12 protein-coding genes are annotated in these 12,386 nt (G+C 68.0%); 9 read left to right on the forward strand and 3 right to left on the reverse strand.

What is annotated here, in order from left to right:
- Positions 1-5 precede the first annotated feature (5 nt).
- A complete protein-coding gene (locus tag ACWGIC_RS11650; RefSeq protein WP_452075833.1) occupies positions 6-860 on the forward strand; it encodes an amidohydrolase family protein in 855 nt (284 codons plus the stop codon).
- Between the two features lies 1 nt (position 861).
- On the opposite strand, the gene ACWGIC_RS11655 is transcribed toward ACWGIC_RS11650, so the two are convergent.
- On the reverse strand, positions 862-1,503 hold the full coding sequence (locus ACWGIC_RS11655; protein WP_452075834.1) for a dihydrofolate reductase family protein: 642 nt from the start codon (positions 1,501-1,503) through the stop codon (positions 862-864).
- 78 nt (positions 1,504-1,581) lie between these two features.
- Between ACWGIC_RS11655 and ACWGIC_RS11660 the strand changes: the two genes are divergently transcribed.
- Entirely contained in the window at positions 1,582-2,076 is a 495-nt protein-coding gene (locus ACWGIC_RS11660; RefSeq protein ID WP_452075835.1) for a winged helix-turn-helix transcriptional regulator, read from the forward strand.
- Positions 2,077-2,213: 137 nt separating this feature from the next.
- Positions 2,214-2,717: a sigma-70 family RNA polymerase sigma factor gene (locus ACWGIC_RS11665; RefSeq protein ID WP_452075836.1), complete on the forward strand. Its 504-nt coding sequence runs from the start codon at positions 2,214-2,216 to the stop codon at positions 2,715-2,717.
- Positions 2,718-3,325: 608 nt separating this feature from the next.
- Here the strand turns inward: ACWGIC_RS11665 and ACWGIC_RS11670 are convergent.
- Positions 3,326-3,778: a MarR family winged helix-turn-helix transcriptional regulator gene (locus tag ACWGIC_RS11670; protein WP_452075837.1), complete on the reverse strand. Its 453-nt coding sequence runs from the start codon at positions 3,776-3,778 to the stop codon at positions 3,326-3,328.
- A 106-nt stretch (positions 3,779-3,884) separates the two neighbouring features.
- Between ACWGIC_RS11670 and ACWGIC_RS11675 the strand changes: the two genes are divergently transcribed.
- Both ACWGIC_RS11675 and ACWGIC_RS11680 read left to right on the forward strand, forming a co-directional pair.
- Positions 3,885-5,018 carry a dipeptidase gene (locus ACWGIC_RS11675; protein ID WP_452075838.1) on the forward strand — a complete coding sequence of 378 codons (1,134 nt, stop codon included), beginning with the start codon at positions 3,885-3,887 and terminating at the stop codon, positions 5,016-5,018.
- Positions 5,019-5,050: 32 nt separating this feature from the next.
- Entirely contained in the window at positions 5,051-5,473 is a 423-nt protein-coding gene (locus ACWGIC_RS11680) for a lipopolysaccharide assembly protein LapA domain-containing protein (RefSeq protein ID WP_452075839.1), read from the forward strand.
- 6 nt (positions 5,474-5,479) lie between these two features.
- On the opposite strand, the gene ACWGIC_RS11685 is transcribed toward ACWGIC_RS11680, so the two are convergent.
- A complete protein-coding gene (locus ACWGIC_RS11685) occupies positions 5,480-6,238 on the reverse strand; it encodes a maleylpyruvate isomerase family mycothiol-dependent enzyme (protein ID WP_452075840.1) in 759 nt (252 codons plus the stop codon).
- 91 nt (positions 6,239-6,329) lie between these two features.
- Between ACWGIC_RS11685 and ACWGIC_RS11690 the strand changes: the two genes are divergently transcribed.
- The 4 genes from ACWGIC_RS11690 (at position 6,330) to ectA (ending at position 12,380) form a co-directional block, all read left to right on the forward strand.
- Positions 6,330-7,121: an Abi-alpha family protein gene (locus ACWGIC_RS11690; RefSeq protein ID WP_452075841.1), complete on the forward strand. Its 792-nt coding sequence runs from the start codon at positions 6,330-6,332 to the stop codon at positions 7,119-7,121.
- A 5-nt stretch (positions 7,122-7,126) separates the two neighbouring features.
- Positions 7,127-8,371, forward strand: coding sequence for a DUF445 domain-containing protein (locus ACWGIC_RS11695; protein WP_452075842.1), 1,245 nt, complete (start codon positions 7,127-7,129; stop codon positions 8,369-8,371).
- Positions 8,372-8,455: 84 nt separating this feature from the next.
- Positions 8,456-11,653 (forward strand): patatin-like protein, encoded by a 3,198-nt coding sequence (locus ACWGIC_RS11700; protein WP_452075843.1) that lies wholly within the window; start codon positions 8,456-8,458, stop codon positions 11,651-11,653.
- A 232-nt stretch (positions 11,654-11,885) separates the two neighbouring features.
- Entirely contained in the window at positions 11,886-12,380 is a 495-nt protein-coding gene (ectA, locus tag ACWGIC_RS11705; protein WP_452075844.1) for a diaminobutyrate acetyltransferase, read from the forward strand.
- Positions 12,381-12,386: the final 6 nt, after the last annotated feature.

The raw sequence follows: 12,386 nt of genomic DNA on the forward strand, positions 1-12,386 counted from the left end.
CCGGCATGATCGACGAGCACTTCGTGGTGGACGCCCACGTGCATGCCCCGCGGCTGCCCACGCTCAAGCCCGCGTGGCTGGACTGGGCACGCGACTTCGCCGGCGAATATCCGTGGCGGACGGTGTACGACGCGGACGGCACGGTGATCCCCGCGGCGATGGACGACCTCATGGCGCGTGAGGGCGTCGACCGGGTGCTGTTGTTTTGTGAATACAGTCCGCGGGCTACCGGGATCCAGGCGATTGAAGACAATCTTCCGTTGGCCGAGTACAACCCGGAGCGGTTCCGCCTGGTGGCCAACGTGAATCCGCATCTGCACCATCCGCTCGCCGACGAGGTGGAACGGCAGCTCGCCTTGGGCGCGGTGGCGTTGAAGATCCATCCGGTGCACGGCGCGTTTTCTCCGGCGGACAAGGAACTTTACCCGGTTTACGCCTTGTGCGCCGAGCGCGGCGTACCGGTGATCCTCCACTCTGGACTGTCGGTTTTCCCCGGCTCGCGCGCTAGTTACGGGGATCCTTCGCTGCTGTCCGATGTGGTCGAAGACTTCCCGTCGGTGAACTTCGTGTTCGCACACGGCGGCCGGGGCTGGTGGTACGACGTGGCGGCGTTCATGGCACAGGCGAGGCCGAACGTATGGCTCGACCTCGCCGGGCTGCCGCCGAAGAAACTGCCTGAGTATTACGCGCGCTTCGACCTCGTGCGGCTGGCCAGGAAGTGGATCTTCGGCACCGACTGGCCCGGGGTGCCGGGGACCGCGGCGAATGTCCGCGCGGTCGCCGACCTGGGTTTGCCCGCTGAAGTTCTCGAAGGAGTCTTGTCCGGCAACGCGTTGCGGTTGATGCCGGGCTTGCGTTGAGCTACTTCCGCCAGAACAGGTGGTGCACGACTCCGCTGGAGCTGGGGACCTTCTCCAGGTGGTAGCGGTCGGTCAGCTCGTCCGGGCTTTCCCAGAGCCGTTCCCCCGCGCCGAGTTCGACCGGCGCGACCGCGATGTGCAGCGTGTCGATGAGCCCGGCGTCGAGGAACTGGCGCACCGTTTGCACGCCGCCGCCGATGCGCACATCCTTGGTGCCGGCGGCTTTCTTCGCCTGCGCGAGCGCTTCCTCGGGGGACGCGTCGAGGAAGTGGAAAGTCGTCTCGCCCAAGGTGATCGAGGGACGCACGTGGTGGGTGAGGACGAAGACCGGGGCGCGGAACGGGGGTTCGTCGCCCCACCAGCCCTGCCAGTCGTAGTTCTCCCACGGGCCGCGGAACGGGCCGAACTTGTTGCGTCCCATGATTTCCGCGCCGAGTTCGCCGCCGTGCATGTCGCGGGTGAAGTAGTCGTCGAGGCCGCGGGTGCCGCCGGGTTCGGTGCGCATGGGCCAGCTGGCGGTGGCCCCGGCCCAGGAGAAGAGCGGTCCCGGATCGGGATGGCCGAACGGCTGCTCGAGGGTCTGCTCCGGACCGGCACCGTAGCCGTCGGAGGAAATATTGAAGCACTGGACGCGCACCAGCATCGTGGACTCCCTGCTTGTCTTTTGCAAGCACTATGCCGAAGGCGATGGTAAAGTGCAAGTGGTTACAGGAGGTGCACGATGCCGGACGGTCCGCGCTCGGGATGCCCGATCAACGCCGCGATCGAGGTGGTCGGCGACCGCTGGAGCCTGCTGGTCCTGCGCGACGTGATGTTCGGCGACCGGCGGCATTTCCGGCAATTGCAGTCGCAGTCCGAGGAAGGAATCGCGTCGAATATCCTCGCCGACCGATTGCGCACGCTGACCGAAGAGGGATTGCTCACGCGCGACTCGGCCGGTCGCGGACAACGCGCGACATACAGTTTGACGGAAGCCGCGATTCAGCTGGTGCCGGTTTTGGTGCAGCTGGCGAGCTGGGGTTTGCGGCATCGCCCGACGACGCCGGAATTGCGCGTGCGGGCGGAATTGCTGGAAGCCGGCGGGCCGCCGTTGTGGGAGGAATTCATGGCGGAACTCCGGGAGCGGCACTTGGGGATTCCCCGGCCGTCCGGTGATGGGCCGACGGCTACGGAACGTTTGGCCGCGGCTTATGCGGAGGCTGTCGCCCGGGGTTGACCTCTGCGGAGGCGCTTTGCCTGGCTCTGGATACCTCCCGGCGAAGTTGATCACTCGTTTCGGCAAGGGGTCTGGTGGAGCGGATCCGCCGGGATGTCCGGCCCGTCTGCCTTTCCGGTTGAGGAAGGGAGCCGGGAGTGCCGGACGAGGACGAAGTGCGCCGTTTGTCGACGAGAATGAACCGGATTGTCGGCGCGGATCCAGGCCTTCGTGGGGACGTGGACGATGCTTGCCAAACGGCGTGGCTGGAGTTTTTGCGCCGTCCGCCGACCTTGCGGGATTCACATGGTTTGGCTGGTTGGCTGACGACTGTCGCGCGGAGGCACGCGCTTAAGGCGGCGGAAAAGCGTTCGCGGGTGGTTTTTGTCGGCGATGCGGAGCTGGAGATGCCGGATCCGGCGGAGTCGCCCGAAGGGGAGGCGTTGGCGGCTGAACTGGGGGCCGCGTTGTGGCGGGCGGTGGAGAAGTTCCCGGAGCGGCATCGGCGGATGATGCTCCTGTTGGCGCATTGTCCGGAGCTTCGGTACGACCAGCTGGCCGCGGAGCTTGGCATTTCCCCGGCGAGCGTGAGCCGGATCCGGGGGCGTTGTTTGACGGTTCTTCGGCGGCGGTTGGAGGCGGAGGGTTTTAGCTATCCATGATGCGGGGGCGGCCGGTTGGTCTTGGGTCGCCTTCCCGCGGCTGGAGTCGAGTTATCGCGGCTGGAGTCGGAGAGCTTCAGTTATCCATGACTCGGGGCTATCCATGCCCCGGGGCGGGTGTTTGGTCTGGGCGGCTAGCCGGATTCGGATGGCGGGGCTGACGGCTGTTCGGTGGTCCCGCCGGACAGCTCCGCCCCCGCCTTCGACCTGCGGTTTTCTGGCTGCCCACAACTTTTGTTTCCTGTGGACAGCCAGGGTTTAGGCGGCCGTTTCGGTCGGGGTGCGCCGATAGACTGGACTGGGGCAGCCCCCCAGAGGAGGGCGGGGGCTGTGTCGGCGGGGGCTGTGTCGGCGGGGGCTGTGTCGGCGGGGGCTGTGTCGGCGGGGGCTGTGTCGGCGGGGGCTGTGTCGGCGGGGGCTGTGTCGAGCCACCGCGCCCGAGTCATCGCGGCCGGACCACTGCGCCCGGAACCGCCGCCCCCGGAACCGCCGCCCCCGAGTCACTGCTTCCGAACCGCAGAGTCGAAAGGCTCTCCGCTCAGGCTCCCCCCGAAAACCCCCTCAAAGCCCCCAGAAGCCCAACCCGCCGCCCAACCCCAACCCCACCCTCACCCGTTCACCGACCGCAAAGTCCGCATAGCCTCCGCCAACCCCGCCGCGTCCGGGCCCAGCGGCGTGAGCACGATCCGCCGCAGGATCTCCGCGCACGCGGCTCTCGCCTTGATCGCCACGTCCAGTCCGTGCTCCGTCAGCGCAGCGAACGTCACCCGGCGGTCCTCCGGGCTGGGGATCCGGCAGATCAGATCCGCCGCCACCAGCCGATCCGCCACCTTGGTGAATCCGCCGCTCGACAGGGCGGCTTCGGTCGCGAGGCGGGTCATCGGCATGCGGTGTTCGGGGGAGCGCACCAGGCGCAGCAGGATGTCGAAGGACGCCGGGGCCAGGCCGAACCGGTCGGCGATCTCGCCCATCAGCGCGTTCTGCGTGGCCAGATAGCCCTCGATCACGAGGCCCCACCACGTCACGATCTCGTCGTCGTCCGTTTGCGGATCCGGGGTCATCTCGCGGAGTCTACCCGGAATACCTCTTTCGCGCGAGAAGTTACTTAAGCAACAGTCCAAAGAGGACACCGGAGGGAAGCGAAGGAGCGAGGCTAGGGTCGAGAGCATGACCGAGCTGACTCGCGCGCAAGACCTGCTCGCCACCACGATCCTCGCTGACGGACACAACGATCTGCCCTGGGCGCTCCGCGAAAAGGCCGGTCCGAACCCGGTCGAAGCGGTGGCTGGCGTGGACCTCACGGTGCCGCAGCCGACGCTGCACACCGATTTCCCCAAACTCGCCGAAGGCAAGCTGGGCCTGCAGTTCTGGTCGGTGTACGTCCCGTGCGAGTTCAAGGGCGACAGCGCGGTCACCGCGGTGCTGGAACAGATCGAGGTGGTCCACCAGCTCGCCGAGCGCTACCCCGAACGGCTGCGGCTGGTGACCACGGCCGACGAGGCCGAGGCGGCGTTCGCAGACGGGCGGATCGCGTCGTTGCTCGGTGCCGAAGGCGGCCACAGCATCGCCGAATCTCTTGGGGTACTGCGGATTTTGCGCCGGCTCGGTGTCCGGTACATGACTTTGACGCACAATTTCAACACCACCTGGGCGGATTCCGGAACCGACAAACCCGAGCACGACGGGCTCACCGAGTTCGGCCGCGAGGTCGTGCGCGAGATGAACCGGATCGGCATGCTGGTCGACCTTTCGCACGTCGCGCCGAGCACCATGCGCGCCGCGCTCGAGGTGTCCGCCGCGCCGGTGATCTTCAGCCACTCCTCGTGCCGCGCGGTCAACGACCATCCGCGCAACATTCCGGACGACGTGCTCGCCCAGCTGCCCGGCAACGGCGGCGTCGCGATGATTACCTTCGTGCCCGCTTTTATCTCCGCCGCGGTCACCGAGTGGGACAACCAGCTCCGGGACGCGATGACGGCGGCCGGACAGGAGTTCCTCGATCTTGGCCAGCGCGGACGGTTCGCCGAGACCTGGGACGCGCCGCCCAAGCCGAAGGCGACGGTCGAGGACGTGGTCGCGCACATCGAGCACGCGCGCGAGATCGCCGGGATCGACCACATCGGGCTCGGCGGCGACTACGACGGCGTCGGCACCCTGCCCGAAGGCCTCGAGGACGTGTCGAAGTACCCGGTGCTCATCGCCGCGCTGATGGAACGCGGCTGGAGCGACGAGGACTGCGCGAAACTCGCCGGCCGCAACACGCTGCGGGTGCTGCGCGAGGTGGATTCGCACTTGAATTAGCGGATAACGGCGAGTGGGCGGACAATCACGATATGTCCCACGCGCGAAACGACGACCCCACCGGGGCCGCGAAATCGGAAACTCCCGAGGCGCCGGGCACCGAGGTGCCCGGCGCGCTCGACCCCGCCGCACCTGGCACCGCACCGGGGGCCGAACCCGGACCGCGGCCGCCCGCCGCGAAACCCGCGGGCCGCCCAGGCAAGGCCAAGATCAAGTCCACCCGCATCAGCGGCACCTGGGTCGCCGTGATCGTGGCGATCGTCGTGCTGGTGTTCCTGCTGGTGTTCATCCTGCAGAACCTGGACACGGCGACCGTTCACTTCCTCGGCGCGTCCGGCAGCATGCCGCTCGCGGTGGCGATGCTGTTCGCCGCCATCGCGGGGGCAGTGCTGGTCGCGTTGATCGGCGGGGCCCGCATCCTCCAGTTGCGGAAACAGGCCCGCCGACGACGCTGACGAGGATCAGCCACATTCCCTTGCCCGCAAGCCCAGCAGGATCTCGCACACCGCGGGATCCCCGCTGAGCTGCACTCGCGCGCTCACCTCCGCCGCGGGCAACGTCCCGCTGCACAGCCGCCAGAACGCGTCCGCGTCGGTCGCCATCGACGCGAGCGGAGACCGCGACGTCGCCGCACCGCGGTCGACCGTCCAGCCCACCGCGGTAGCGCGCACGGTCCACCTCCCGGCTCCCTCCACCGAACAGGCCACCTGACGTCCGGCGCGCGCGTTCACCGCACGCAACGTCTGCGGCAGCGAACGCAGAAACGTGTCCACCGCCGGCGTCCGGAATTCCGGCTCGTCGAGCAGCGGAGCCCCGACAGCCTCCCGGATCTGCTGCTGATGCACCCATTGCTCGGCGTAATCGCGAGCGACTGTCAGCCACAACGGCGCCGCGGCCGGTTCGTCCAGGTCGCGGTGCTTCCACAGTTCAGTCAGCTGCGTCGTGCTGTCCACGAACATCGCGAACAGCACCTCCGGCGACAGCTGCCGGCAGGCGGACACCCAGGACGTCCCGTCCGCGAAGTGCCCGTCCCGGTCCCGGGAGAGCCGCGTGAGCTTCAGCCCGAGGACGTGCGCGGTGAGGTCGTGCACTGTCCACTCGCCGAGCGCGGGCAAGGCCCATTCCGGCGGCCGGAGGTCGGAGAGAACCCCGATCAGCGCCTGTTCCTCTCTTACGAGCAGCGGCAGCACGTCGATCGGCGGTCCCCACGGCGCGGTCATGCGCGTCATCCAACACCCACCAGCCCGGCATCACAGGGCCGTTTGGCCTACTCGCAGGTAGCATCAGCGCGAACAGCGAGGGGAGCAGCCCGTGGACTACGAGCGACCGAACGGCCGGGGCACCGCCGAGGACGTGGCCAACCTGGCCCGCCGGGCAGGCCAGCTCGCCGGATGGGCGGCGCGCACCAGCTTCGGCCTGACCCGCAAACTCCCCGGGATCGACACCGCCGAACGCGGCCTCAAGCAGGTCGAACGCGGGTTGCTGAGCGAGCTGCGCCGCCGCCTCGACGAGGTCGACGATCCCTATCACGCGGCGCTGACCGCGGCGTCCGCGATGAATCGCGCCGACGTCGGCAGCCGCGCCGTCGAGACGACCGTGACGCTGGTGCCCGCCCGCGACCACGTCGAGCCGCTGCGCGCGGCGATGGCCGAACTGCTCAACCACTCCATCGGCTTCGGCCGCGAGCGGGCCCGCGAGTATCTGTACGCGATCATCCTCCGCCAGCTCACGCCCGACGAGGCGCGCATCCTCTCCGCGCTGTCGGACGGCTCCCCGTTCCCCGCGATCGACGTCGCCGAGCGCACCGCCATCGGCGGCACCGGCCGGATCGTGCTGCGCAACGCCTCGACCGTCGGCAAGGCGGCCGGGGTGTCGCTGCCGGACCAGGTGCCCGGCTACGTGACCCGGCTGATCGGCCTCGGCCTGGTCGAACTGGACGAGGAGGTGCCCTCGCTCGAGACGCAGTACGAGATCCTGCTGACCGACGAGTCGGTCCGCGAGGTGGAGAAGCAGGTGAAGCGGATCAAGGTCATCCGCCGCACCATCCACGTTTCGCGGCTCGGCGCGCAGTTCTGGCAGGCCTGCGACCCGAGCCTCGGCTGAACCCGATGGGCGAGTTCGTCTCGAAAATCCTCGACGACTTCGTCCGGCACTGGCCGCTGTATGTCTCCATCCCGATCGTCGCTGCGCTGATCGGGTACGGCACGAAGCTCGTCGCGATCCGGATGATGTTCCAGCCGGTGGAGTTCATCGGCGTCAAACCGTTCCTCGGCTGGCAGGGCATCGTGCCCAAACGCGCCGCGCGGATGGCGAGCATCGCCTGCGACACGATGACCGAGCAGCTGATCAAACCGGCCGAGGTCGTCGCCCGGCTCGATGCCGACCGGATCGCCAAGGAGATCGAGAAACCGCTGCTCGCGGCGGTCGAAGACATCGTGCGCGAGGTGGCCGGGAACTACCAGCCGGGGCTGTGGGAATCGCTGCCGGTCGGCGTGCAGCGGCTGGTGATCCAGCGCGTGCAGGCCGAATCGCCGCATATGGTCAAGGCCGTGCTCGAACTCATCCAGTCCGATGTGGACAGTGTGTTCGACCTCAAGGGCATGGTGGTGACCAGCCTCGTCAAGGACAAACGGCTGCTCAACCGGATCTTCCAGGAGGCGGGCGCGGAGGAGTTCAAGTTCATCGCGCGCTCCGGGCTGGTGTTCGGCGGCCTGATCGGCGTGATCCAGATGGTCGCCTGGGTGCTGTTCAAATTCCCGCCGATCATGCCGTTGTTCGGCCTCTTCACCGGATGGTTCACCGACTGGCTCGCGCTGCGGATGATTTTCTACCCGCTGGAGCCGAAGAAATATTTCGGCGTCACCTGGCAGGGCCTGTTCCTCAAACGGCGCGCCGAGGTCGCCGAGGCCTACGGCGAGTTGATCGCGAAAGAAATCATCACCCCGCACAACGTCATCGAGGCGGTGCTGCAGGGTCCGCTTTCCGATCGTGTCCTCGCGCTCATCCAGCGGCAGCTCGACCGCGAGCTCGGCCGGGCGGCGAACGTGGCGAAACCGTTGCTGGTCTTCGCCATCGGAAGCCGCCGCTACCAGGACATGAAGCTGGCTATCTCGGAGCAGATCATGACCCGGCTGCCGGACACGATGCGCTACATCGAGGATTACGCCACCGACGCCATGGACATCCGGAATGTCCTGGTCGGCAAGATGAAGGAATTGTCGCCCGAGGAGTTCGAACAGCTGCTGCGGCCTGCTTTCCAGCAGGACGAATGGATTCTCATCGCGACCGGTGCGGTGCTCGGGTTCGCGGTGGGGGAGGCGCAGGTACTGGTGCTGGAGCACCTGGCCTCGTGAGTGTTTATCACGGTGAGAACCGCGATAAACACTCACGAGTTTGGCCCTTGTGGAGGAGCGGGCTGGGCCGGGACACTAACCCTCATGGGTGAGACGGCGGTGCCGTGGCCGCAGGAAATCCGGATCGCGATGGCCATGGTGGGGGGATCCAGCCTGGCGGTGTGGATGGGGGGAGTAGCTACCGAGACGTCGGCGTTGCTGCACGCTTCGCGTACGCCGGACGAATGTAACGGTTACCGGAAACTGCTCGACCTTTTGCACGCTTCGGTGCGTCTCGACGTGCTCACCGGCACGAGCGCGGGCGGCATCAACGCCGCGTGTCTCGGATTGGCGGAGGCGTACCGGTCGACGCCCGCGGTGCTGCGCGACACCTGGTTCTCCGCCGGGTCGCTGGAGAATCTGATCCGCGACCCTGGCGAGACCCGGCCGCGGTCGGTGCTGAACGGCGACAAAGTGCTGCTGAGCGGCTTGGTCCAGGCGATGCACGACATCACCGGGTCCGGCGTCGTGCCTGCCGAGCCGCCGGACGTGACCGTGCTGCTCACCGGGACCATGCTCGACGGCGAGACGACGCAGTACGACGACGCGCTCGGAAACCGGGTGCGGGACACCGAACATCGCATGCTCTTCCGCTTCGACGGTCCATTGTGGAATAACCAGGTGCACGCCCCGCTCGCGCTCGCCGCGCGGTCGAGCGCCTCCTTCCCCGGAGCCTTCGAGCTGTCGCGGATGCCGATCGGAGCCGAGGCGGCGGACCGGCTGCATCCGGACATGACCGACTACACGGAGCTGGTGCGTTCGCACTGGCTCGCCGACGGCGGGGTGCTGGTCAACAAACCGCTGCGGCCGGCGTTGCGGGAAATCTTCGAGCGCTCGTCGTCTTCGGATGTGCGGCGCCTCCTGCTGTACGTCGTCCCGACTGTCGACGGCGAAGCCAAGGCGATGACGTGCGACCCGGCCGAACCGCCGATGCTCGGCACCGCGCTGGCGAAGGTCGCGTCGACGATCATGAGCCAGACCATCAGCGTGGAGCTGGAGGAACTGAGCCGGCACAACTACGCCGTCACGCGGACCCGGGACACGCGGATCGCGCTCGCCTCGCTCGGTCTGCGGGGCGGACAGCTGGTGGACGACCGGGTGCACCGGGCGTACCTCGATCGCCGGGTCGCCCTGGACGCGGCCGATCTGGTGCGGGCGGCCACCCGCCGCTATGAACTGTCCGATGAGGACAGTGGATGGGCGGCGGGGAATTCCGCGCTGCTGCAGGACATCGCCGCGGACGGGCTGCGTCGCGGCATCCCGAGCACCCTGCCCGGCGAATCGGTTCCGGTCGGCGAGATGGTCCGCTACCGCACCTCGACGCTGGAGGACGCGGTCGCCACCGGGATCCAGCTGATCAACGCGGGCTTCCGGATGGGCCCGGATTCCGAGCAGGCGAGCCAGCTCAACGAGGCCCGCGGGAAGATGCACGCCGCCCGGAGGAGCGCGGCTCGCGCCACGCGGTTGTCCGCGTGGGTGGCGCGGCACGAACCGCCGCCGCCGGGCACGGCGATGCCGGACTGGATCAGTCAGCTCGCCGTCGAATGGGCGGACCTCGGGGCTTCGGACGCGGTGCGCGAGGCGTGGCCGGAGGTGACCGGTGCGCTGCGCTCGGCGGCCCCGGTGCTGCAAGCGTTGTCGGGCAAGGAAAACCAGTGGTCCGCGGAGGCCGCCGACACGGTGACGACGCTGCTGGACTGGTTCGGCCTGGACAACGCGGACGTCGCCGACGGGTTCGTGATGGCGCGTTTCCTGTTGCTGCACATGGCAACGCGCGGGCTGCTGGCCGAAGCGCCGGCGGTGGACCAGCGCGTCGACCTGGTGCAGCTCAGCGCGGACAGCCGGACCCTGCTAGATCTGGCCCGGTCGCGCGGCCGGGACAAGCTGACCGGGACGCAGGCGAACAACTTCGGCGCGTTCTACAAGGCTTCCTGGCGCGCGAACGACTGGATGTGGGGCCGGATCGACGGAGCGGGCTGGCTGACGCAGTGCCTGCTTGACCCGAAACGCCTGCGGGTGGTGCGCGACATCGTGGGCCGCGAGGAATTCCGGGAGCAGGTGCGGACGACGTTCCGGGAGATCGGCTGGCAGCCGCCTTCGCCCGCGGACAACGGGAAGCCCGCGGACCTGCCCGGGTTGCTCGCGCAGCTGGGCGACGAGCTGGCTTTCCTCGGCCTGGACGCGAATTTGTCGCCGGTCGACTTCGGGAAGGAGATCCCGACCAGTCTCCCGGTGACGTCGATGGTGCTGGCGAAATCGCGGCAGCTGGCCATCGCGCGGGAGGAATTGCCGGTGCTCGCGCAACAGGCCGAGGCGGATGCGAAGGAGGGCAACGGAAAGGCGTCGGAGAGTTTCCGGAAGCTGATGGCCGCTCGGCCGCTGGAGAAAACGGCCCAGAAAACCGCCGCGCAGGTGGAAAAGCCCGCTCAGCCGGACGCAGTGCAGCCGAACAACCCCGCGCAGCCGGAGAACGCCAGCCAGCCGGACGCGGCGCAAGAAACCGCTGCCCAGCCGGAGAACGCCAGCCAGCCAGACGCGGCGGAAGAAACGGCCCAGAAAACCGCTGTCCAGCCCGAAAACCCCAGCCAACCGGACGCGGCGCAGCGCGCTTTCCAAGCCTGCCAGGTCTCCGCCGAACGCTTCGAGGGCGAACTCGGCAGCACCCTGCTCGCCAAAACCATCGTCAAAGCCGGAGCCGCCGGGCTCAACGCGGCCTCGACCGCTACTCAGGTCCCGAAAACGCTCCAGCCGCTGGCGAAGTTCGCCCAGCTCTGCAGCCGCAGTGCGTGGTGGGTCACGCAAGGCGCGACCCAGCTCGGACGTCCCTGGAACCTGGTCGCCGCCGCCATCACCGCGATCGCCGGGTTCGTGCTCAGCGGCGAAGGCGGGCCGGTCCTGCAGTGGCTCGGCCTGCCCGTGGCCGCTGGCGCGCTCGTGTTCCTCGTGGTGAGTCTGCTGACCTTGAGGCGCACGTGGCGAATGGTGCTCACTGTGCTGGGCGTGCTGGTGATAGCAGCGTTGCTGTTCGCCGCTTTCCTGCCCCCGATCGCGCAGCCGTTGTTCGGCTGGCTCGGCACCGTTGTGGACGGCTGGCGGCGCGGGCAGGCTCCGCTGTGGTGGCTCGCCGTGGTCGCGCTGCTCCTGCTGCCCGCGGTCTGGACGCCGCTGTCCGAGCTCGGCAGGCGCCGCCGCAAGAAGCGTCGGCGGTCGCGTGCGGACAGTCCACACTCCACCCGCAGGTAGAACGCAATTTTTCGGCGCTGGAGTTGCGCTGGGGCGCACGAGGGCCCATGGTCGGGGGTCACAGGTCGCGTGCCGACGGTGTGCGGCCCAGGCGCACGCATGCCCAGATCTTGCCCACGTTAAACATGTTTGTGGTACTCCTCACCGGGGTATCCACGTCATCCCTGGTGAGGGCGGTGGGCGTGGCATGGATCGCTGGCGGCGCGAAAATTCTCTGTTACGTTTCCAAAGTATGTCCGGAAAGCACTTGATCGAATCCCCGACCAAGGCCGATGGTGCCGCTCTCTGGCGAATCGCGCGCGATTCGCAGAAGCTCGATCTGAACTCGCCGTATGCGTACCTGTTGTGGTGCACGGATTTCGCGGAGACCTCGGTCGTCGCCCGCGTCGACGGTGAGCCAGTCGGATTCGTGATCGCTTACCGAAGGCCGTCCGCCCCGGACGTCGCGTTCGTCTGGCAGGTCGCCGTCGACGCGTCGCAGCGCGGAAAAGGCCTGGCCGGGCAGTTGCTGGACAGCCTGTACACGCGTCTGGTCGGCGAGGGCGTGCGGTACCTGGAAACCACGATCACTCCGGACAACGGGGCGTCGATCCGGCTCTTCGAGTCGTTCGCGAAGCGCTGGAACGCGGATCTGGAACACCGCCGGTTGTTCGAAGTCGCTGATTTTCCGCAGGGGGAGGCGCACGAACCCGAGGATCTTTACCGCATCGGGCCGTTGCGCCGCTAATAACCC

The organism is Amycolatopsis sp. NPDC054798 (assembly GCF_053611505.1).